This window comes from Methanothermococcus jasoni, from assembly GCF_049075655.1.
Lineage (GTDB): Archaea > AGJL01 > Methanococci > Methanococcales > Methanococcaceae > Methanofervidicoccus.
This window is the reverse complement of sequence record NZ_CP157522.1, coordinates 751,110-773,618: the sequence shown is the minus strand read 5'-3', so window position 1 is coordinate 773,618 and position 22,509 is coordinate 751,110. Positions and strand designations below refer to the sequence as shown.

The 22,509-nt window shown below is 33.2% G+C and carries 23 protein-coding genes and 1 pseudogene; 16 read left to right on the top strand and 8 right to left on the bottom strand.

Translation table 11 applies throughout. From position 1 onward, the window contains the following. Nucleotides 1-4: 4 nt before the first annotated feature. Nucleotides 5-1,300, top strand: a complete 1,296-nt coding sequence (gene hemL, locus Mjas_RS04080) for a glutamate-1-semialdehyde 2,1-aminomutase (RefSeq protein ID WP_421078486.1) — start codon at nucleotides 5-7, stop codon at nucleotides 1,298-1,300. Between the two features lie 33 nt (nucleotides 1,301-1,333). Here the strand turns inward: hemL and Mjas_RS04075 are convergent, their stop codons facing one another. From Mjas_RS04075 to Mjas_RS04060, 4 genes and pseudogenes are all read right to left on the bottom strand, one after another. Further along, nucleotides 1,334-2,668 carry an APC family permease gene (locus Mjas_RS04075; protein WP_421078485.1) on the bottom strand — a complete coding sequence of 445 codons (1,335 nt, stop codon included), beginning with the start codon at nucleotides 2,666-2,668 and terminating at the stop codon, nucleotides 1,334-1,336. 186 nt (nucleotides 2,669-2,854) lie between these two features. Continuing rightward, nucleotides 2,855-3,870 (bottom strand): annotated as a pseudogene (locus Mjas_RS04070) (homoserine dehydrogenase). A gap of 25 nt (nucleotides 3,871-3,895) precedes the next feature. Beyond that, entirely contained in the window at nucleotides 3,896-4,375 is a 480-nt protein-coding gene (locus Mjas_RS04065) for a hypothetical protein (protein ID WP_421078484.1), read from the bottom strand. A gap of 204 nt (nucleotides 4,376-4,579) precedes the next feature. Continuing rightward, nucleotides 4,580-5,116 carry a CDP-2,3-bis-(O-geranylgeranyl)-sn-glycerol synthase gene (locus Mjas_RS04060; RefSeq protein ID WP_421078483.1) on the bottom strand — a complete coding sequence of 179 codons (537 nt, stop codon included), beginning with the start codon at nucleotides 5,114-5,116 and terminating at the stop codon, nucleotides 4,580-4,582. Between the two features lie 560 nt (nucleotides 5,117-5,676). Here Mjas_RS04060 and Mjas_RS04055 point away from each other — a divergent pair. The 9 genes from Mjas_RS04055 to comE all read left to right on the top strand — a co-directional run bounded on the left by Mjas_RS04055 (nucleotide 5,677) and on the right by comE (nucleotide 15,258). Continuing rightward, nucleotides 5,677-7,653 carry a 4Fe-4S binding protein gene (locus tag Mjas_RS04055; RefSeq protein WP_421078482.1) on the top strand — a complete coding sequence of 659 codons (1,977 nt, stop codon included), beginning with the start codon at nucleotides 5,677-5,679 and terminating at the stop codon, nucleotides 7,651-7,653. A 405-nt stretch (nucleotides 7,654-8,058) separates the two neighbouring features. Further along, nucleotides 8,059-8,538 carry a F420-non-reducing hydrogenase iron-sulfur subunit VhuD gene (gene vhuD, locus Mjas_RS04050; RefSeq protein WP_421078481.1) on the top strand — a complete coding sequence of 160 codons (480 nt, stop codon included), beginning with the start codon at nucleotides 8,059-8,061 and terminating at the stop codon, nucleotides 8,536-8,538. Between the two features lie 39 nt (nucleotides 8,539-8,577). After that, a complete protein-coding gene (gene vhuG, locus Mjas_RS04045; protein ID WP_421078480.1) occupies nucleotides 8,578-9,444 on the top strand; it encodes a F420-non-reducing hydrogenase subunit VhuG in 867 nt (288 codons plus the stop codon). A gap of 54 nt (nucleotides 9,445-9,498) precedes the next feature. Further along, nucleotides 9,499-10,755 carry a F420-non-reducing hydrogenase Vhu subunit A gene (gene vhuA, locus Mjas_RS04040; RefSeq protein ID WP_421078479.1) on the top strand — a complete coding sequence of 419 codons (1,257 nt, stop codon included), beginning with the start codon at nucleotides 9,499-9,501 and terminating at the stop codon, nucleotides 10,753-10,755. A 95-nt stretch (nucleotides 10,756-10,850) separates the two neighbouring features. Next, a complete protein-coding gene (gene vhuU, locus Mjas_RS04035; protein ID WP_421078478.1) occupies nucleotides 10,851-10,988 on the top strand; it encodes a F420-non-reducing hydrogenase selenoprotein subunit VhuU in 138 nt (45 codons plus the stop codon). A gap of 154 nt (nucleotides 10,989-11,142) precedes the next feature. Then, nucleotides 11,143-12,291, top strand: coding sequence for a F420-non-reducing hydrogenase associated-polyferredoxin VhuB (vhuB, locus tag Mjas_RS04030; RefSeq protein WP_421078477.1), 1,149 nt, complete (start codon nucleotides 11,143-11,145; stop codon nucleotides 12,289-12,291). A gap of 55 nt (nucleotides 12,292-12,346) precedes the next feature. Continuing rightward, entirely contained in the window at nucleotides 12,347-13,654 is a 1,308-nt protein-coding gene (locus Mjas_RS04025; RefSeq protein ID WP_421078476.1) for a formylmethanofuran dehydrogenase subunit B, read from the top strand. 332 nt (nucleotides 13,655-13,986) lie between these two features. After that, on the top strand, nucleotides 13,987-14,658 hold the full coding sequence (locus Mjas_RS04020) for a HisA/HisF family protein (RefSeq protein ID WP_421078475.1): 672 nt from the start codon (nucleotides 13,987-13,989) through the stop codon (nucleotides 14,656-14,658). A gap of 39 nt (nucleotides 14,659-14,697) precedes the next feature. Beyond that, complete coding sequence (gene comE / locus Mjas_RS04015) at nucleotides 14,698-15,258, top strand: sulfopyruvate decarboxylase subunit beta (RefSeq protein WP_421078474.1); 561 nt, start codon at nucleotides 14,698-14,700, stop codon at nucleotides 15,256-15,258. Here the strand turns inward: comE and Mjas_RS04010 are convergent. Genes Mjas_RS04010 through Mjas_RS03995 form a run of 4 tightly spaced genes read right to left on the bottom strand, consistent with a single transcriptional unit; the run spans nucleotide 15,255 to nucleotide 17,427 of the window. Beyond that, nucleotides 15,255-15,944, bottom strand: coding sequence for a hypothetical protein (locus Mjas_RS04010; protein WP_421078473.1), 690 nt, complete (start codon nucleotides 15,942-15,944; stop codon nucleotides 15,255-15,257). The genes comE and Mjas_RS04010 overlap by 4 nt on opposite strands. A gap of 21 nt (nucleotides 15,945-15,965) precedes the next feature. Further along, complete coding sequence (locus tag Mjas_RS04005; protein ID WP_292460350.1) at nucleotides 15,966-16,166, bottom strand: 4Fe-4S dicluster domain-containing protein; 201 nt, start codon at nucleotides 16,164-16,166, stop codon at nucleotides 15,966-15,968. 28 nt (nucleotides 16,167-16,194) lie between these two features. Further along, nucleotides 16,195-17,184 carry an RNA-guided pseudouridylation complex pseudouridine synthase subunit Cbf5 gene (locus Mjas_RS04000; RefSeq protein WP_421078472.1) on the bottom strand — a complete coding sequence of 330 codons (990 nt, stop codon included), beginning with the start codon at nucleotides 17,182-17,184 and terminating at the stop codon, nucleotides 16,195-16,197. A 51-nt stretch (nucleotides 17,185-17,235) separates the two neighbouring features. Then, the gene (locus tag Mjas_RS03995; RefSeq protein WP_421078471.1) at nucleotides 17,236-17,427 is read right to left on the bottom strand and encodes an AtpZ/AtpI family protein; all 192 of its coding nucleotides are present in this window, start codon (nucleotides 17,425-17,427) and stop codon (nucleotides 17,236-17,238) included. 284 nt (nucleotides 17,428-17,711) lie between these two features. On the opposite strand from Mjas_RS03995, the gene Mjas_RS03990 reads away from it, so the two are divergent. The 6 genes from Mjas_RS03990 to Mjas_RS03965 all read left to right on the top strand — a co-directional run bounded on the left by Mjas_RS03990 (nucleotide 17,712) and on the right by Mjas_RS03965 (nucleotide 22,497). Then, nucleotides 17,712-19,298, top strand: coding sequence for an ABC transporter substrate-binding protein (locus Mjas_RS03990; RefSeq protein WP_421078470.1), 1,587 nt, complete (start codon nucleotides 17,712-17,714; stop codon nucleotides 19,296-19,298). Between the two features lie 80 nt (nucleotides 19,299-19,378). Next, nucleotides 19,379-20,014, top strand: a complete 636-nt coding sequence (locus Mjas_RS03985; protein WP_421078469.1) for a hypothetical protein — start codon at nucleotides 19,379-19,381, stop codon at nucleotides 20,012-20,014. A 93-nt stretch (nucleotides 20,015-20,107) separates the two neighbouring features. Further along, nucleotides 20,108-20,371 carry a hypothetical protein gene (locus Mjas_RS03980; RefSeq protein ID WP_421078468.1) on the top strand — a complete coding sequence of 88 codons (264 nt, stop codon included), beginning with the start codon at nucleotides 20,108-20,110 and terminating at the stop codon, nucleotides 20,369-20,371. Nucleotides 20,372-20,541: 170 nt separating this feature from the next. Continuing rightward, nucleotides 20,542-21,018: a hypothetical protein gene (locus Mjas_RS03975; protein ID WP_421078467.1), complete on the top strand. Its 477-nt coding sequence runs from the start codon at nucleotides 20,542-20,544 to the stop codon at nucleotides 21,016-21,018. Between the two features lie 17 nt (nucleotides 21,019-21,035). Next, nucleotides 21,036-21,665: a hypothetical protein gene (locus Mjas_RS03970; RefSeq protein WP_421078466.1), complete on the top strand. Its 630-nt coding sequence runs from the start codon at nucleotides 21,036-21,038 to the stop codon at nucleotides 21,663-21,665. Nucleotides 21,666-21,834: 169 nt separating this feature from the next. Continuing rightward, entirely contained in the window at nucleotides 21,835-22,497 is a 663-nt protein-coding gene (locus Mjas_RS03965) for a hypothetical protein (RefSeq protein ID WP_421078465.1), read from the top strand. Nucleotides 22,498-22,509 lie beyond the last annotated feature (12 nt).

Below are 22,509 nucleotides of genomic sequence, written 5' to 3'. Positions count from 1 at the left end.
AAATATGTATGAGGAGTTCAAAAATATAAATCTGTCAAAATCAAAGGAATTATTTGAAGAAGCACAGAAATATCTTGTAAAAGGTGTAAATAGTCCAGTAAGATACTTCAAACCATATCCATTTTTCGTTGAAAAGGCAAAGGATTGTTATTTGTTTGATGTAGATGGAAATAAATATATTGATTACTGTTTAGCTTATGGCCCTGCTGTATTGGGGCATGCAAATGAGAACATAGCAAACGCTGTAAAGGAACAGCTTGAATTAGGAACTGCCTATGGATGCCCTACTGAAAAGGAAATTATTCTTGCAAAGGAAATAATAAATAGGATGCCCTGTGCAGAGATGGTAAGGTTTGTAAATTCCGGAACAGAAGCCACTATGAGTGCCATTAGACTTGCGAGGGGAATTACTGGGAAAAATAAAATTATAAAATTCGATGGTGCATACCACGGAGCTCATGACTATGTGCTTGTGAAAAGTGGAAGCGGAGCTCTCACACATGGAGCTCCAAACTCACCAGGGATTCCAGAAGAAACCACAAAAAACACCCTTTTAATTCCATTCAACGATGAGGATGCTGTTAAAAAGGTAATAAATGAAAATAAAGATGAAATAGCATGTCTCATTGTTGAGCCAGTAATGGGCAATGTGGGATGCATACCACCAAAAGAGGGATATTTAGAATTTTTGAGAGAAATAACAGAGGAAAACGATATAATATTAATATTCGATGAGGTAATTACTGGATTCAGAATAGCACCAGGGGGAGCTCAGGAATACTACGGCGTTGTTCCAGACTTGGCAACTGTTGGTAAGATAGTAGGAGGTGGTTTCCCAATTGGTGCAATTGTTGGTAAGAAGGAGCTCATGGAAAACTTCTCACCAAATGGAACTATCTATCAGGCTGGAACATTTAATGGAAATCCAATTTCAGTTACCGCCGGTATTGAAACATTGAAAAACCTTAACGATGAGTTTTACAGCTACACTTCAAAAACTGCCAAAAAAATAAGCGATTTCATAGGGGAAACCGCTGAAAAATACGAAATACCAAATCAAGTATATAATGTGAGCTCGATGTTCCAAATATATTTCAACGAAAATGAAGTTTTAGATTATGAAACTGCCAAAAAGAGCAATACAGAAAGATTTATGAAATACTTCTATGGTCTCTTGGATAACGGCGTATTCATAGCACCATCTCAGTTTGAATGCTGTTTCACTTCCATAAAACATAACGATGAAGTTGTTGAAAAAACATTAAATGCCATTGAGGAAGTATTTAAAACATTAAAATAAAACAAATTATTTATTTAATTAATTTTGACTATATTATTCATTCATTTTTTTATAATTACCTAATTTTATGGCATTTTTTATATTGGGGAATGTTCTATTCATTATTTTTCTATATATTATTTCAAAGATTAACACTCCGATAAATGTTGTTATTATTCCATAAAATACAAATCTATGAATTATCCATTGGTAATACAATAGAAGTAGGAAAACTCCCAGCACCACAATAAAACTAAAAACCACAATTTCTCTTTTTCCTCCAATTTTATCAATAAGGATATAATGGGAAAGAATAACAAAGAGGTATATCATCATAAATACAGCACTTGTTATTGATGCTACACCCTCCATATTAAATAGTAATGCAAACAATATTCCGAGAGCTGATGTGATATAAAGCCCCTCTGTGGATTTGAACCATACCTTTCTTTCAAAAAATTTTGGGAGCTTTCCATCTTTTGCCAATGAATAGGCAACATTAGCTCCCCCATATATTGTAGCATTCATTGCTGATGAAATTGAAAATAAAGCTCCAATGGAGATTAATAAAAATCCTAAGTTTCCCAAAAATGGCTTTGCCGCTACTGCCAAAGCATTTTCACTGGCTTTAATTAACTCATCTATTGGTAAATTTCCTATTGCCGATAGGGCAACGCCAATATATACACACATTACTAAAAATATACTTATGAATATTGCCCTTGGGATATTCTTTTTAGGATTTTCAATATGCTCTGAGGCGTTTGTTATAACTCCAAATCCCATATAGGATAAGAAAAATATGGCAGACGCAAATATTGTCCCATTTATTGAAGATGGAGATAAATCAGGAATTATATATGACGGATTTATAGTCATTAGTCCAGTAAATATAAATAGTCCCAATATTAACAATTTAATCAAAACAATAAAAAATTCAGCCTTTCCCACAGCTTTGGAGCCAAAAAAGTTTAAAGCGGTGAAAAATGCAACTATACCGATTTCAGATATAACCATATTAAATGTAGTCATTGGAGCATTTATTAATGGTAAAAAATAACCTGCAAACCCCTTTGCAAATAAGGCAATCGATATAACATAACTTATCCAGAGTAAAATACTCAAAGCACCAGTAATTATATTATCTCCTATGGCATTATGTATATAAGCTATGGGTCCTGCATCTGAAATTATTTTTGCCCCAAGTTTTGCGTAGGAATATGCAACCAAAAGTGCATAAATTCCAGACAATATAAAAGTTTCTGGAAGACATTTTCCAGCTATTTTAGCACCAACTCCAAAAATAGAAAATATACTAGCTCCAACCATTACTCCAACAGCCATAGATACAGTTTCCCATAAACTAAGCTTTTTATTTTTTATCCTCATACCCCACACCTCTATATTATGGTAAATGCCATTTACCATTAACTACATAATATCATTGTTAATCTTTAATATTTTTTATAAATAAGTCTTATAATCAATTTTAATATTATTTTAATATTTATATATGCATATTGATTTTAAATTTTAAAAATTTCAAAAAAAATAATTGAACATAATTATAATTTATTATTCATTTTTAGTTCTTAAATATACACTTATAATATCACTTAAAATAGCAGATGAGGTTTCTATATCTCCCGCACCTCTACCAACTACAACAACTTCTTTTGCCAAGTCGGTATTTAACATTGCAACATTTAGAGAACCTTTCACATTCATGGGGTCGTCAATTGGTATTAATTTTGGACCCACTTCAAGTTTATTTTCACTCACTTCTCCGATGAGTTTTATAGTATATCCGCTTTTATTAGCCATTGTTAATGCCTCAGGCGTAATTCTTGTAATTCCTTCCAGTTTAACATCCTTTATGGTAACATTTTTATTCATAATCGAGTTTGCAAGTATTACTATTTTCGCAGCAGTGTCAAGTCCGCTTATATCTTGATGTGGGTTAGTCTCTGCTATGCCGAGCTCCTGTGCCTCTTTTAATACCGTATCAAAATCGAGTTTTTCCTTCTCCATTTTTGTTAATATATAGTTCGTAGTTCCGTTCAGTATTCCTTTTATCTCAGTTATTTCATTTCCCGCAAGTGTTTCCTTTGCCAAATTTATTATAGGCATTGCTCCTCCAACAGAGGCTTCATACCTAAATATTTTATTGTATTTTTCAGCACATGATATTAATTCATTAAAATACAGTGCAAGAGGTCCTTTATTTGCAGTAATTACATGTTTTCCGTTTTTAAATGCCTCAATCATATGGGTTTTTGCAGGCTCTCCTGTTTCTATATCGGTAGGGGTGGCTTCAACAATGGCATCGGCATCAACTGTTTTTATAACATCAACAATGGACATATTTGTTCCTTTTTCAGGATAATTTGATATTTTTCCAGTTTCTTCCTTAACCTTTAATGCAGTTTTTAAATCCAAACCATTCTCATCTATTGCCGCACCGCTTCTATCACAGATAGCCACGACTTTCAAATCCATACCATATTTACTTTTTAAATACTCTTTTTTTCTTCTATGACTTTTACTACTCCTTTACCGATTACTCCAAAACCGACCAATATTACCTTCATATTTTCTCCTCATAAGTTTATTATATTAAAAGGATTTAATAAACAGCAAGTTCTTTTCCTCTGATATTTTGTCGAGTTCCTTACATAAATCATCTAATTTATCAGTCTCTATTATTACTTTCATTCTTGCAGAAGATTCTTTAAATGGGTCAGGCATTGAAAGGTCTAAATCTACAACAATACCATATTTGTTTAGTCGGTCTATTGTATCCCTTACATCCGTATCAACTACATGACCAACAACAACTATGTCAATATCTGTTTTTCGGATTGTTTCATTTACTTTTGTAATAATTATGTCCATTTCTTCAAGTTTATTTATTACATCGTTTAATAATTTACTATCTACATCATTGATAACAACCCTTACAGGGACCCTACCATCTGTCTTCTTTTCTCTTAAATGTATCACACTAAATATATTAACTCCCATGTTTGAGATAGGTGTTAGAGCTCTTATTAATTCACCAGGAACATCTCTTAACTCTAAATCAAGGGTAATCATGTTTTCACCATTTTTTATGAGTGCGTCTAATATATATTATATCACATTGAATGTATAATTATAGTATTTCTATATTTCTTTATTTTTTTATAGATTATTGTATCTTCTCAAAAAATATTATATTTTTTCAAGAAAAATATATGACACATGAAGACAGGAGAATAATAAAATAAGTGAAAAAATGGAATAGGATGGTGTTGATAATTACCACCACACTTTTTTAAATCCTAATTTATATGCCACAATGTTGCCAAATAAATGAACTGTTGGCGTTATAATTATCAACATAATAATCATTTCAAAGGAGATGGGAGCAATAGGATATGCAAATAATATAGCAAACACAACAAAACCAAGTTGGTCAAGAATTGGTGCAGGCCTCCCCTGCGCAAGTCCTATTCTTCTTTTAATAAAACTCCCAAACATATCTCCAAAAAGGGCACCAAGCGATAATAAAAAACCAACATATGCCCATTCAAAAGTGTTAAAATAAAATGCAGTATTGCCCACAATATTTAAATTTATAATTATACCCTCTAAAACAGCTACAATAGTTCCACATAATAATCCAAAAAAAGTTCCCCGGTATGTCACTCCATTTCCAATTATTCTTTTACCATCAATAAATTTTTTCCCTACATCTAATGGCATGCCTCCACCAAATATACATGCCGAAGCATTTGCAATATATGCAGGTAGTATATATATTAATGAATTATATAATAATTGAATTATACTCATAAAATCCCTCGTTTAATAAAATTAAAAATATTTTTGTAGAATTATTCTTTTAAATAATATTTAAATATATCCTAAATTAAAGTCATATATGTATCTAAATATAACGATATTACTGCACATAAAAATAAAATTTTTTTAATTAAATAAAAAAAGGGGGGGGGTAAAATAGAATGGGGAGGGGTTTAAAATAATCAAAATTTCATTAAATTATATCTTAAATCATTAATTATTTATTTCCGTATTTATTTGGGGGTATGAGGGGGTGGGAATGGGATTTAGGAGACTTGTCTCCTACACGGTGTTATCAGCAGCTGGGTATGGGGGGTGTAAAATAACTTCATTGCCACTGTCCCACACCGTGCATAATCATAATGCACTTTTAAGATATATATACTTTTCGCTAATTAATTTAATTTACTGATTATAGTCAATATTAATTATATATAATAATTTTAATATGTAATATTAGAAAATTTAAGAATATATATTTTTATAATAATATTGGATTAATTATATACGCATATTATATTGATGAATGACATACACCAGGAGGTGAATACATGAGCGACCCCAAAGTTGGGGTATTTGTTTGCTACTGCGGTGCCAACATCAATGGTGCTGTGGATTGTGAAGCAGTAAAAGAATTTGCTTCTAAACTTGATGGTGTAGTATATACTGCCACCTATCCATTCATGTGTGCTGACCCTGGTCAGAACTTAATTAAAGACGCTATTAAAGAACATGGATTGGATAGGGTAGTTGTTGCAGCATGTACGCCAAAAATCCACGAGCCAACATTTAGAAATTGTCTCGCAGAAGCAGGCTTATCCCCATATTACTTAGAGTTTGTAAATATTAGAGAGCATGATTCATTCGTCCATATGGGCGATGTAGAGGCGGCAACTAAAAAAGCTATGGAATTAGTTGCCGGAGGGGTAGAGAGAGCTAAGAGATTAGAGGATGTTCCTCAGAAAGTTGTGGATGTTGATAAAAGCTGTCTCGTTATTGGAGCAGGTATTGCTGGAATACAGGCAGCTCTTGACTTAGGAGACCAAGGATTTAAAGTTTATTTAGTAGATAAAGACGAATCTATCGGAGGAAGAATGGCACAGCTCGCCAAGACCTTCCCTACCGATGATTGTGCTCTGTGAATTCTCGCACCTAAAATGGTTACAGCAGCGAACCACCCTAACATTGAAACAATTACCTATGCTGAGGTAAAAGAAATTTCTGGATACATTGGTAATTTTGAGGTAACAATTGAGAAAAAAGCAAGATATGTGGATGAAAACACATGTACCGGATGTGGTGCATGTGCCGCAGTCTGTCCTATTGAAGTGCCTAATGAATTTGACTTAGGATTAGGTACTAGAAAAGCAATTTATGTGCCATTCCCACAAGCTGTTCCACTGGTATATACAATAGATAAAGAACACTGTATTGACTGTGGATTGTGTGCAAAAGTATGTGGTCCTAATGCAATAGACTACAACCAGAAGCCACAGGAAATCAAAATAAAAGCAGGAACAATAATTACAGCAACAGGTTATGACGAATTCGATGCTTCATTGAAGGAAGAATACGGATACGGAGTATATGATAATGTCATCACCACACTAGAAATAGAAAGGATGATTAACCCAGCAGGACCTACTGGCGGTCATGAAATAAGACCAAGTGATGGAAAGCATCCACACAGAACTGTATTTATACAGTGCGTAGGTTCCAGAGATGCAAAGGTTGGAAATCCTTACTGTTCAAGAATTTGCTGTATGTTTGCACTGAAAAACGCTCAGTTAATGAAAATGCACGACCCGAACGCAGAAGTTTATATCTGCTACATGGACATTAGGTCCTTCGGTAAGGGATACCAAGAATACTACCAGAGAGCTCAGGAACAGTTTGGAGTTAAATTTATAAGAGGAAGACCTGCAAGTATCAGCGAAGACCCAGAAACCAAAAACTTAACAGTCATGGTTGAGGACACATTGATGGGAGAAATCCTTGAAATTGAAGCGGACTTAGTCGTTCTATCAGCAGGACTTGTGCCAAAACCTGACACCAAAAATGTGGCTAAGCTGATGGGTCTTGATGTAGGTCCAGAAGGATTCTTCAAGGAGCTCCACCCAAAATTAGCACCAGTTAATACAAAAGTTGATGGTATAGCTATTGCAGGTGTAGCTCAGGGACCTAAGGATATTCCTGACACAGTAGCTCAGGCAAAAGGTGCAGCAAGTGCTGTTGCAATTCCAATGTCTCAGGGACAGGTTGAAATTGAGATGATAAGGGCAGTCGTAGATGAGGACGTATGTGGTGGATGTGAAATTTGTGGTGCAATGTGTCCATACAGAGCAATATCCTACGAAGAAAAGGACGGTCACGTAGTGGCAGTCGTAGATGATATTGCATGTAAAGGATGCGGAGCATGTGGAGGAGCATGTCCAAGTGGAGCTATGCAGTTAAGATATTACAGAGATGAACAGATACTCTCTGCAATAGACGGAATGTTAGAAGCCCATAAAATGGTTAATGAATAAAAAACAAATCAACAAATAATAACTAAAAAACATCTTGTGGAATGGCATACTCTGAAATTAATAATTAATCTTTAAACAATAAAATTCTCAATACCAATACCTCAGCAAAAATAATCATATAATAAATAGGGTGGTTAAGATTCATCAGATGAGGCATCATCCGAAGGCTCTGCCAGGGTGGTGCTGATGGGAGCTATGTTGCTCTTAATGGTCTTACCAATCATCTAAAATAACTGTAAATAAAAATAAAATAAAAAATAGTAACGTAAAAATTAAATAAAAAAGGCGATAACATCAGGCGAAATAAAAATTTCGCAAATGTTATTGCCATTGCAAAATCTCGGAGAGATTTTGAGAAATTAAGACTCTTCGGGTTTAATTAAAAGATAAAAACCTGGTGATAACATGGCTGAACCAGTTATTATGGCATTTGTCTGCTACCAGTGAGGATATGGTGCAGCAGATTTAGCTGGAACAAGCAGAATGCAATACCCTGCATCAGTCAGACCCATAAGAGTGCCATGCACAGGTAAATTTGACATTACCTACGCATTAAGGGCATTCCAAAAAGGTGCTGACGCAATATTCGTTGCAGGGTGAAAACCTAACGAATGTGCATTCGAAAGCGGAAACTTCAAAGCTGAAGAGAGGGTCAAACTCACAAAACAGCTTTTAGACGAGCTCGGCATTGGCGGAGAGAGAATTGAAATGTACTTCATGAGTGGTGCTGATGCTGGTAAGTTCGTTGAAGCTGTAAATGAGATGACTGAAAGAGTTAAAAAATTAGGTCCGAACCCTTCTCAAAGCTTAAATGTAATAAAAAGGATGAATTCCATGGGGAACCGAAAGGACCTGTGGAATGACTGCCTCCAATGTGGGAGGTAATTACTTTTTTAAATTTTATTCCATATATTGGGTGATTAAATGGCAGACAAGGTTAAAATAGGACTGATACAGTTATGCGGATGTTCTGGATGCCACATGTCATTATTGGATTTGCATGAAAAACTGCTCGATGTCCTTCCAAACTTGGAGATAGTTTATGCACCTATTGTGGCAGATGCAAAAGAGATTCCTGATGGCATTGATGTGTTCTGTATTGAAGGCGGAGCTCGGAACGAACATGATAAACATCTCATTGAAGAAATTAGAGAGAAATCAAAAATAGTAGTTGCATGGGGAACTTGTGCGGCATTTGGTGGTATTCCTGCACTTGGCAATTTGTATTCAAAAGAAAATCTCATGAAAGAGGCTTATTCAACAGAATCATCAGATAACCCGGGTGAAGTTCCAAATGATTGTGTGCCTGAATTATTAGATACTGTAAAGCCGGTATCTGATATAATAAAGGTTGATTTAGTATTGCCGGGATGTCCTCCAAAACCAGAACATAACGCAGAAGTTATTGTTGCACTTTTGGAAGGGAGAGAACCTCAAATATCAACAAAAATTGTATGTGATGAATGCCCAAGGAAAAAAGAAGGGACATATCCTGAGAAATTTAAAAGGACATTTGAAGGAACGCCAGACCCTGAAAGATGTTTATTTGAACAGGGATATACCTGCATAGGTATGGCTACAAGGGCAGGATGTGGGGCAATGTGCCCAAATTCAGGTGTGCCATGTAGAGGATGCTTTGGAAAAACAGATGCAGTCCTTGACCAGGGAGCTGCGGCAGCAAATGCATATGCGGCTTCAGGAGATGCAGCTTTAGAAATTACAGATAAAGTGGCATTATTCAATAGGTTTTCAATGGCTGCTGCATTGATATCCAAAAAAGTAGAAAAATAATAAACATTTGAATTTAATAATATAACATAATAAAGTAAAATATGGTGACTCTAAATGGGCAAAATTACAATAGAACCATTAAGCCGTGTTGAAGGGCATGGAAAAGTTACAATTACATTGGATGAGTCAGGAAAACCAAAAGATGTTAAGTTGCATATTACTGCACTAAGAGGGTTTGAGCAGTTTGTTGTAGGGAGACCTGCTGAAGAAGTTCCAAGAATTGTTCCAAGAATTTGTGGTATATGTCAGACAGCTCACCACCTTGCAAGTGTTAAGGCAGTTGATGCAGCATGGGGAGCAGAAATACCAAGCGCAGCTAACAAACTTAGGGAATTAATGCATATGGGTAATATGATACACAGCCATGCATTGCATTTTTACTACTTGGCAGCTCCTGACTTCGTATTGGGTCCAGATGCAGACCCTGCTGTTAGAAATATAGTTGGAGTCATAGATAAAGCTCCCGAAGTAGCTAAAAAAGCAATAGCATTAAGAAAATTCGGTCAGACATTAGTTGAAAAAATCGGAGGAAGACCTATCCACCCAGTTTCTGGAATACCTGGTGGAATCTCCAAGGTATTAAAAGAAGAAGAGAGAGACGAATTCTTACAAGAAATAGACACAATGATTGAATATGCGAAAGATGGTATAGACTTGATAAAATCATTAAATGAACAGTATATGGACGAAGTAAAATCTTTGGGTGTAATCGATACATGGTATTTAGGTATGGTAAAAGATGGCAAACATAACTTCTATGATGACACCCTTAGGTTTGTTTCACCAGATGGTAAAGAAAAAATGGAATTCAAACCTGATGAGTACTTAGATTATATTGGAGAACATACTGAACCACATACTTACTCAAAATACCCATACAACAAAAAAGTTGGATATCCAGAAGGTCTTTACAGAGTAGGTCCATTGGCAATGATGAATGTATGTGACAGTATGGCAACACCACTAGCAGAAGAAGCTAGAAAAGAATTTGCAGAGATATTTGGAAATCCAGCAAACCAGTCTTTGGCATACAACCATGCAAGATTGATAGAAGTGCTTGCAGCATGTGAAAGAACCAAAGAACTCTTAAACGACAGTGAAATTACATCAACAGATGTAAAAGCGGAAGTAGAGCCAAAGGCAGGAAATGGTGTTGGAGTCGTAGAGGCTCCAAGAGGAATTTTAATACACAATTATGAAACAGACGACAATGGAATTGTTGTAAAGGCAAATATGATTGTAGCATCAACACACAATGTGCCTACAATGGAAAAAGCGATTCAGCAGGCTGCGACAGAGATATTTAAATAATTAATAAAATTAAAAGAACAAAATTTAAAATATAGTATATCGATAAATTAATAATATTCATTAATAAATTATCCCCCATTCCTTTGGTGATAGGTATGGAAATAGATGAAAAAAAATTGAATTTGATAGAAATCGTTTTAAGAGCTTACGACCCATGATACTCATGTGCTGCCCACATGATAGTTAAAAATGAAAAGGGCGAAGTGATATTTGAATTAGTTAAAGATGAATAAACTCCTTCAACCGAACCCATAAAGGGAGGTTGCAGGAGATGCCTTCTATGCAGGAGGTAAATTACAACTTAAAAAAATACTCCTCGTATAGCCGGAGGATGAAAAAAAATAAACCTTCGGTTTTATTACTCAAAAAATCAACGGGGGTTTTACATTGGAAGGAATAAAGATTCAAGAGGATGCATGCTTAGTGTGTAATGCATGTGCGGCGGTCTGTCCAACAGATGCCATAGAGATAGCCCCCTTTAAGACATGCACCTTGTGTATGCAGTGTACGCAGGTGTGTCCAACAGGGGCTTTGTCAGAATTGGATGATAAGATAAACTACAATCCAACAAAATGTAAAAAATGTGGGGCATGTGCAGAAGTGTGCCCAACAAAGATAAAGAAAGTAGATGATACATTCCCATACTCAAAGGGACACTGTGTTTTATGTAAAAAATGTGTTGAAGTATGTCCGATTGAAATTATATCAATCCCAGGACTGGTAGAAAAACCTAAAAAAGAAATAAACATTCCAAAGGACCCAATAGCAGTTACTGATGCCTGTGTTGGGTGTGAAGTGTGCGTTCCAGTATGTCCAGTAGATGCTATTACTATGGAAGACGGTAAAGCAGTTGTGGATAAGAATAAATGTATATACTGCTCACTTTGTGCTCAGACATGTCCATGGAATGCAATATTTGTCGCTGGAAAGATTCCTAAAAAGAGGAAGAAGGAAATCTTAAAATTCGAAGTGGATACTGAAAAATGTATTGGATGTATCAAATGTGCTGAAATATGTCCTGGCAATATGATTAAAGTTGATAACGAAAACCTTGTGATTGAAACTCCAGTGGCATGTCCAGCATGTAATTTGTGTGTGAATATCTGTCCAGTGGATGCTTTAACACTTGATGTAAAATACGAATCTGCTCATCCAATTACAGATGAAGGTCTCGTAATAATTGAGAAGGATTACGATATATTGGAAAAATGTGCAAAAGTATGTCCAACAGACGCCATAGTTGCAGATAAAAAATCAAAAACCATAAAAATGTGTATAGTTTGTGGAGCATGCACTGTGGCATGTCCAACTGGTGCTTTGAAGATGGGCTCAATAAATCACAATGGAAAGGACTACAACAGAATAGAATTCAGCCCACACTTATGTGATAAATGTGGAAAATGTGTTGAAGTATGTCCAATGGACACTTTGAAATTAAGTAAAGGTAAAATCCCATTGAAAGGATACTGTGTCATGTGTCTCCTTTGCCTCTCATGTGCAGAGGCAGAGAAAAAGAAAGTTTTAGAATTGCGATAAAAAACAGCAATTAATAATATAAAAAATATTACATACCCTAAGCGGGGTGATTTATTTGGTAGAAATAGTAAAGAATGTTGTATGTCCATTCTGCGGCACCCTTTGTGACGACTTAGAAATTATGGTTGAACATGGTCACATAGTCGGAACAAAGAATGCTTGTAGAATAGGAAATGCAAAATTTTTACATTTTGAAGGTGCTGTAAGATATACAGAACCTGTAATGAGAGAGAACAAAAAAGATGATTTCAAAAAAACCGATTACGAAACTGCAATAGAAGAAACTGCAAGATTATTAGTTGAATCAAAACTTCCTTTAATGTATGGATTCTCAGCGACAGAATGCCATGCTCACCAAGCAGCAGTTGAGCTCGGTGAAAAAATAGGGGCAGTATTGGATAACACAGCTAGTGTTTGACACGGACCTTCCGTATTGGCTTTACAGGATGTAGGATACCCAGTTTGCACCTGCGGAGAAGTTAAAAACAGAGCTGATGTTGTCATATTCTGGGGTTCAAACCCTATGCATGCTCACCCAAGACATATGAGTAGATATTCGGTGTTTGCCAGAGGGTTTTTCAGAGAAAGAGGAAGACACGACAGAACAATGATTGTTGTAGACCCAAGAAAGACAGACACTGCGAAATTAGCAGATATCCATTTACAAATCGAACCTCATAAAGACTATGAATTAGTAAGTGCTATGAGGGCAGTATTGAAGGGCTTCGAATTAGAAGTGGATGAAGTTGCAGGTGTTCCTACTGAAACAATCTACGAAGCAATGGACATCTGTAAAAACGCTCAGTTTGGGGAGTTATTCTTTGCCATGGGAGTAACAATGTCCAGAGGAAAGCACAGAAATGTCGATAACGCAATTGAGCTAATCATTGACCTAAATGCCCACACAAAATTCGGATTGATGCCGATGAGAGGGCACTACAATGTGAATGGGTTCAACCAAGTTTCCACATGGATTACTGGTTATCCATTCGGTGTTGATTTCTCAAAAGGATATCCAAGATACAACCCTGGGGAAACCTGTGCAAATGACCTCCTCCAAAGGGAAGAAACTGACATGATGCTTAACATAGCATCTGACCCAGGAGCTCACTTCCCACAAAAAGCAGTTAAACACATGGCAAGAATCCCTCTGGTATGTATTGACCCTCACCAAACACCGACTACTGAATTGGCAAACATCATAATCCCTCCTGCAATAGCAGGTGTTGAAGTCGAAGGAACCGCTTATAGGATGGATGGTGTTCCAATAGAGCTCAAAAAGGTAATTGATGCACCAGAAGGACTTTTACCTGATAGAGAAATCATCAAAATGTTGATGAAAAAAGTCGATGAAATGATGTAATTCAATAAGTAATATAATATCGTAAATACTAAAATACTAACTAACTATATTGCAAACTGGTATCCTAATCCTGTAAAATATTAAAATGTTTTTGCTTTGAAGAGGAACCCTTTTTGGGACTCTTCAAATTCTTTATTATTAAAAAATCTTTTTTAATGATTTAATTTTAGGTTATATAGTATGGATTTTAGTAGTTTATATTTATATATTTAAGAATTTTAGTATTATGATTATCGAGTGTAATGGGCAAATCTTTAAAAATAAATAAAGTATAAAATCTAAAAAAATCAATTTTTAAAATTTAAAAATTTAAAGCTATAAGGTGGGTAGTCATGGAAATTATCCCAGTAATAGACATAATGAACAATATTGCAGTTCATGGGAAAAGCGGAAATAGAGAAACATATAAACCCTTAAAAACTGTTTTATGCGATTCATCAAATCCTATTGACATAATAGAAAAATATAAAGAAAATGGAGCAGAAAAAGTATATATTGCTGATTTAGATGCCATAATGAAAAATGGAAATAATTTTAATATTATTAGGGAGCTCGACATTTATAAAATTGTAGATGCTGGAATAAGCACTAAAAAAGATATAGAATATATGAGAAACCTAAATATTTGTGATAAATTAATTGTTGGAACAGAGACATTAGATGACTTAACTATTTTAAATGATAAGAACATTATTTTAAGTTTGGATTTCAAAGATGGGAAATTATTAAATTATGAGCTAAACGACATATTGGGAAATATTAATAAAAATATTCCGTTAATTATATTGGATATATCATCTGTTGGAACTGAAAAGGGAATTAATAAAGAATTGATAAAAAATATAATAGATAAAACAAACAACCCTATTTATATAGGCGGTGGAATAAAAGATAAAAATGACTTAAAAGATGCTTATGATTTAGGAGCTCAGGGTGTGCTGATAGCCACTGCAATTCATAGAGGTATTCTGGATTTAAAAGAGATTATTGAAAAATACAAATAAATAATCCATAATAAAATATATTTAAAATTAGGTGGTAATTTGCAAAAATTAAGAAGAATCGATATAATAAAAATTTTAATGGAATATGTGGAAGATGAGTTGGTAATAAGCAATATAGGATTTCCAAGTAAGGAGCTCTATCATGTAAAAGATAGAAAAGAAAATTTTTATATGTTGGGCTCAATGGGATTATGTTCTTCCATAGGTCTAGGTTTGGCCCTATCCACAGATAAAAAGGTAATATCAATAGATGGGGATGGTTCGGTTCTAATGAATTTAGGTTCTTTATCTACAATAGGACACACAAAACCAGACAATTTTATACTATTGATTGTGGATAACTCTGCCTACGGTTCAACAGGAAACCAACCAACCCATACAAATGGCACAAATCTATGCAAAATAGCACAGGCATGTGGAATTGATGCCGTAGAGGTATCTGATGAAAAAGAACTAAGGGAAGTAATTAAAAAATCACTAAATGAAAATAAAACAAAGGTAATTGTTGCTAAGGCAATACCTTATAACGAAAAAACAGAAAACATTCCAATTCACCCAATTGTTATAAAAGATAGATTTATGAAAGCTGTTAAAAATTAAATATCATTGAAATATTTTCTAAAATTAACTATTTCATTGGCATCATTATTTATCGGATATCCAATTATAATATCATTTTTATTTTTTAATTCCTTTTTTGTAAGGTTATCCAAAGAAAGTATGAAATCATTATAATTTCCATTATATTTCTTTCTCCTATTGAGATAATTTTTCATAGATTCAAGTATTTCCTTATCAATGGTATTTGCAAAAGGGGCATAAACCGCTTTTTTTGAATTAATATGGGGATGTTTTCCACCATAAACATAATAGGCAATTAAATCATTTTCCTCAATGACATTTTTTACAATATCTTCAACGCCTTCTGTGCCTATCCATATTTTATTACTGCATCTATCCAATGCTTTATTAATTACTTTCAAAATTATATCTCTTTTCAATTTTGATTCTTCCTCAGATAGATAAAAATTATTTCCAAGCACCACACATATATCAAAATCATAGGAAGAATATAATTCAAGCAGTTCAAAGGCATCCTTCCTTTTACTTTGGATTGTTAAAACACATTTTTTTAGATTGTTTAAAATATTTTCATCGGTAAGTGGTAGGAGCTCCGCATCAATTACATGATAATCAAAATTAGAACTGATGGTTTTATTGAGTTCTAAAAGTTCGGAATAATCGTTATTTATTTTGCTTAATTTTGTGGCTATACCATATTCCATAATATTCCTTTTTTATTTTTATTATTCTTCAACAGTTATTGCCTGGTCAGGACACTGTAAAACGCATAATTGACAATTTGTGCATTTTTCAGGATTCTCCGCAATAGGTGGATAAACTCCTTTTTTGTTCAATTTATCGGATTTCACAAAAACATCTCTTGGGCACACAAATATGCAGATATCACAGCCTTTGCAGTAGTTTTCATTTATTTCTATTTTCATAATATCACCATATTTTTTTAGTTTGATTTTATTTTTTCTTACTTTTACCTTTTTTCGTTTTCCACATTCTTGGATATGTTCCGGGCTTCATCAACACCCTTTCAGTATCCACTACTGGATTGTTATATTCTGTCTCTTTTAATATATTTTTTGTGCTTAATAATGCCTTCCCTATTGCCACTGCCTCTCCCTTTAAGGTCTCTATTAAAACAGTCTCATCAATGCCTATTCCTTTACTAAGTTTTGCAATACCGTTCAAATATACATCCGCACCATGACAAACTGCATCCACAGCACTATCTTTTATTACAATCTTTTTTAAGTGTTGAAGTCCGTATTCCATAGGTTTTACTATTTTTCTCAGCTCTTCCTCGTCCCCCTCTTCTTTCCAAAATATGTAGGCATCAGCCAAATCCTGCAAATAAACAGCTTCATCTTCTCCAAAGGGTCCGCTTTTAGTTCGCCTGAGCTCCTGCATATGAGCCGATGTTCCAAGTGCTTCTCCAATATCTTCCGCAAGTGTTCTTATATATGTTCCAGATTGGCATCTTACCTTAAATAAAATATCCCTTCTATCCATTTCAAGAATTTTGAGCTCGTATATTTTTCTTATTCTTAAACTTCTCTTCACAGCCGCCTTTAATGGTGGTCTTTGAAATATCCTTCCTGTAAATTCCTTAAAAATACGTTTTATATCCTCTTCTTCTGCATCTCTATGAAGGTGCATTAAGCACACATACTCCTTTGGAAGCATATGCCAAATTGGTATGCATTTTGTTGTATTTTCAAGTGCAACAGGTAAAACTCCCGTTACCTTAGGGTCAAGGGTTCCAGCATGTCCTGCAAGGTTCAGTTTTAGTATCTTTTTTACCCATGATGAAACCTCATGAGATGTAGGTCCAGATGGTTTATCGATTACAACAAGACCGTTTTGTAAGAGCTCACATATAGGTCTGTTGTATGGATTACAACCATATTCATAATTTGTTTTTGATTCTTCCCTTGTAATTAATTCCAAAATATCACCGATAGTTTATATTATTTTATTATAATTTCCTTTTTGTTTTTATTACTTTCTTTTTTCTCTGCTTCTTATCAATTTAGCAAATCTTAAAAAAGCCATCAGAACTCCAATCAAAAATCCTACCACAATAAATACATTGTTATCGTAGTAGTTTGATAAAAAATAACCGATAATGATACCCATAATAATAGATAAAACAAATTCATAAGCCAATTGAATTGAATTTATTGAACCCATATAACTCCCTGGAATTTAAGATAATAAAAACCTTCGGTTTTTAATCTCCCTCACTTCGTTCAGAATAATAAAATTTAGGTTTATCAATCAAGGCAGTGTAAATCATTATATTAATTTTAATTTCTTTTGTTTTTATTTATTTTTATATCTATTTCTATTTTTTGTTTGAATTAATTCAAATATTCAATTGATTTAAATAAAAATTTATATGTATGAATTAAAAAAACTTTTATATTATATCAAAATATGTTTATTATAAAGATGGTTCAATAGATATTTCGGATGTGGTTTATCTGTTTAAGAACCGAAATATCCCAATAGAAGTTGGAGATTTAAACTGTGATAATTCAGTAGATATTGCAGATGTTACTTATATATTCAAAAACTACGATACATTTAGAAATCCAGTTGTATTTGCCAAAAACTTCCAATTAGACCCTCATTGGGATGAAGGATATTGCTATGCCAAAGATGCGAGTGGGAAATGGTATGTTATCGTAAAAGAAGGCTATTCAAAACCATCATATATCCCACCTAATGCAGAAATTGTATATACTGGTCAATCTACCAAAACTAACCAAAGACAGTTTGGGGAAACTACATTTTTAGGAATGGTGGAGTGGGTTAAATTTTACTCCGCATTTAATGGAGAGGACGAGTATAACAAAGCAGATGCATTCTTCCAAAATACATGGAAAAAGAAGAATAGCTTATTAAGAATAACAAGAAATGCAAAGAATGAGCCAAAGATTGTTGTATTCTGTTGGTATAAAGAGAAAAATAAACCATTTGTTTTTGAAGCACAGAATTTTAGGGCAAATTGGGTAAATGATGTTAGGGGAGACTATGTATTTAACAACATGCCTGGAACAGCTGGGGAATATATGGATACAGAAGATTTTTATGAAAAGGTAATGGGTGCCGATGTTTGTATTCTTTTGGACTATACTGGGGATGCTAAAACAAAAGATGATTTATTAAAACTAAATCCAAAGTTTGCAAACTTCAAAGCATTCAGAAATGGAAGGTTCTATGTCTCTAAGGAGAATATTCTTTTAGCTAATATGTATGATGCAGGAAATGTTATGGAAGACTATGCAAGAATGGTTCATCCAGAATTATTCTCTGGTGGCGATGGGGAGTTAAAGCACTTTGTGAATATTAAATATGGTAGTAATAGTTACGATGCAAATTATCTAACTTCAAATGACCTTTTATCTGATTTTGATTTCGTAGTTAAATTGGCAATTGGAGAAGATTTATATAAGTTTGCATGTGGTGAAGAATGTAATAAAGTTGGATTGGCAATTGATATAGCCACACTTCCAGTATTCGAAGGAAAAGCTATTGTAATAGGTGGGAAGTTATGTGCAAAAAAGTTGATTCCTGTTATAATTAAATTTGTTGTTAAGGATACTGGGAAGGATGTAATTTTTAAAGTTGGAAATATTGTATTAAAAGAGGAGTGGTGGGGACATATATTAAATAGGCATGTTTATGGCACTGAATTAAATAAGGATGCGGCTACATTCTTCCCAATGGGACAAACGGTAAATGGGAAGAAACTACCTAAGATTATAGATGATACTGATGAGTTGAAGAAGATAATTAAAGAAGCGATAGAAAAGAATGAAAAGAAATTCTATGAAGATGAAAATGGTAATCCAAAAATAAAATATATGTATGAAAAAGGTGGTAAGGTTATCGAAATTACTTTACATTTTCAAAAAATGAAAAATGGAGTATATGAACTAAGAACGATATATCCAGAAAAAGGAGATGGGGTCTATAAATATGTTAAAAATGTAGGATGGTTCAAATCAGTTTATGATAAAAATACTGGAAAATGGAAATTTGTTCCAGAAAATTAAAATCTTTTATTATTTTTCTTAAATTATTTAGAAAATTCTATAAAGAAAAAGAATATCTAATTTTATGTGGTGAATTAATTATGAAATTGGTAGAATTAAAGTATGATAAAAATAAACATAAAGAGAATATAATAAAATATAATGGCTTTCATGGGGAATTTTTTGAGCCATTAAAAGTGATATTTAGAGTTAAAGGTGAGCTACTAGGTGGAGGATGTTTAAAAGTTTATGGAGGAGTTTACGGATATGATTTGTTTAATCCATATTCTTTCTTCCAAGAGATGTTAAAAGGATTAGCGTTTTTATTAGATGAAGGAAAACATACACGGAGATATTATTATAGGAAAGATGTAGAGCAACATGGGCCTATAGACCAAATAAAAAATCCTGATTTAGCATATTATGCTTACGATCTTGGTTTTATGTATAATGACTATACATTAGAGTTAGGTAAAGAAAAAGATGAGTTAATAATTCATTACTATAATGATCCATTGTCATATACGGACTGTGAAGAGTATAAAGGAAAAGATAGCGGTTCTATTAGAGCGCCTTTAAAAGAATTCACAAAGGAAATCGTTAAATTAGCGGAGAAATATATAGATCTGCTTAAATCAACAAATGTAGAAGAAATTGACCATGATATTAAATTCTTAGAAAATCTATTAACTGATATTAAAAAATACTATAAAGAGCGTTATGGTGAAGAACTGTAAATAAAATTTTTATTTTTTCTTTTTTTATTTTATAATCAATATAATCTAAATATTTAATAAAATAATCTAAATGACAATAAAAAACTCGGTTGGATGGACAACAGGATAAAAAATCTTAAAGATGACGGAATAAAAACAAGCACAATAAACAATATCATCAAAAACAGCAACAAACCAAACGATGCACTTAAAAAAGTAGCAGACGAAACAAATAAATTATCTAAGATGGGAATATCTAAAAGTTCCATATCTAAGATTACTAAAAATGCTAACAATGTAGATGACCTAACAAAACAAAGAAAAATCATTGGAGAGTTAAAGAAAAGAAGAATTAGCAAAGAAGCCAAAATAAACTAATAGAAAAAGGTCAAGATTTAGAAAAGGTTAAGGAAGTAATTATAAACCTAAGAAATAAAGGAGCTCCAGCAAAGATATAGATGATTTGGTTAAGAAAGATGTTTCATTAGGATGAATTAAATAAAATATCTAAAATTAATATTAAAAATTCTAAGAAGTATTTTAAGGAGTTGGAGGAGTTTTCTAAACCAGAGAAAATAACGATAAAAAATGGTGATGAGAAAATAATCGTCAATCTCATAGGGGGAGATGCTAAAAAAGGTTTAATCCATATTATGGTTAAGACATATGTGGGGTATGAATCTGATAAGACAGCCACCACATTCTTCCCAATGGGACAAACGGTAAATGGGAAGAAACTACCTAAGATTATAGACGATGCTGATGAGTTGAAGAAGATAATTAAAGAAGCGATAGAAAAAAATAAAGATAACATTAAAGGTAGCAATCCAAAAATAAAATATACGTATGAAAAAGATGGTAAGGTTATCGAAATTGAGTTGAAATTTAAATTAGAAAATGGTGTATATGAATTAAGAACAATGTATCCAAAAGGTGGAGATGGAGTTTATAGGTATGTTAATAACTATGGATGGCTTAAATGTGTTGGTAAGAAGGGCGATAAATGGATATTTGAAAAAGAATAATACCACTGGTGATAACAATGAGTTTAGTAGAATTAATTTATGATAAGGAGGAACATAAAAAAAGGATAAAAGAAGATGGTTTAGGATATCCTGGCGGAGTAATAAAAACCATATTCAAAGTTAATGGTGAATTACTCGGGGCTATTGTGTGGGTTGAGGAAGGTAAAATCGAGGGAGATGAATGTGATTTATATGGTTTCTTTGAGGAAATGCTAACATTACTACCATACTTATTAAGTGAGGGAAAATATTATAGATTCTCTAAAAATTCACAAAACTTTAACTTAAAAGAGGTGAAATCATGGATTGATATAAATAATGTAAAAAATCCAAATTTGGCTTGTTGGGTGTCTCTACATTTTCAATTTAATATCTATATCTTTGAACTCGATAAAGATAAAGATGAGTTAATAATACATTATCGTAATGATATGTATTTATATAAAGATAGGGCTGGTAAAGAGGGGATAGTTAGAGTTCCATTAAAAGATTTCACTAAAGAAATCGTTAAATTAGCAGAGGATTATCTTAAATTACTTAGAAATTCAGAAATTCCAGAAAATGATAAAGATTGGATTAAAAACTTAGAAAAATACTTAGCAGATTTCAAAAAATACTACGAAGAAAGATATGGTGAAGAATTATAACCTAATTTTCCTTTTTTAAATTATTTTTTTAGATTATACGGGAGACACTAAAAAAGATTTATTAAATCTAAATCCAAAGTTTGCAAACTTCAAAGCATATAAGAATGGAAAGTTCTATGTCTCTAAGAAAGACATTCTTTTATCCAATATGTATGATGCAGGAAACGTTATGGAAGACTATGCAAGAATGGTTCATCCAGAATTATTCTCTGGTGGCGATGGGGAGTTAAAGCACTTTGTGAATATTAAATATGGTAGTAATAGTTACGATGCAAATTATCTAACTTCAAATGACCTTTTATCTGATTTTGATTTCGTAGTTAAATTGGCAATTGGAGAAGATTTATATAAGTTTGCATGTGGTGAAGAATGTAATAAAGTTGGATTGGCAATTGATATAGCCACACTTCCAGTATTCGAAGGAAAAGCTATTGTAATAGGTGGGAAGTTATGTGCAAAAAAGTTGATTCCTGTTATAATTAAATTTGTTGTTAAGGATACTGGGAAGGATGTAATTTTTAAAGTTGGAAATATTGTATTAAAAGAGGGGACAGAAAGTTGGGGGTGGAAACATATAACAAAAATACGGGCAGGTGGAACTTCTCATGCAGATGATATAAAAAATGAATTTAATCTACCCGATAATGACAATGCTGTTAAAAATCTGATAAAAGAAGCACTAGAAAATTACCAAGACAAAAAACCTGACCCAAAAGGTGGATGGGATTATTATTACAAACCCACAGGAGCAAAAAAATATTTAAAAATAGTGGTAAGTGAAGATAGTGAAAAAGGCATAATTACAGCACATCCTATTGATGTTATAAATTAGATTAAACTGGTG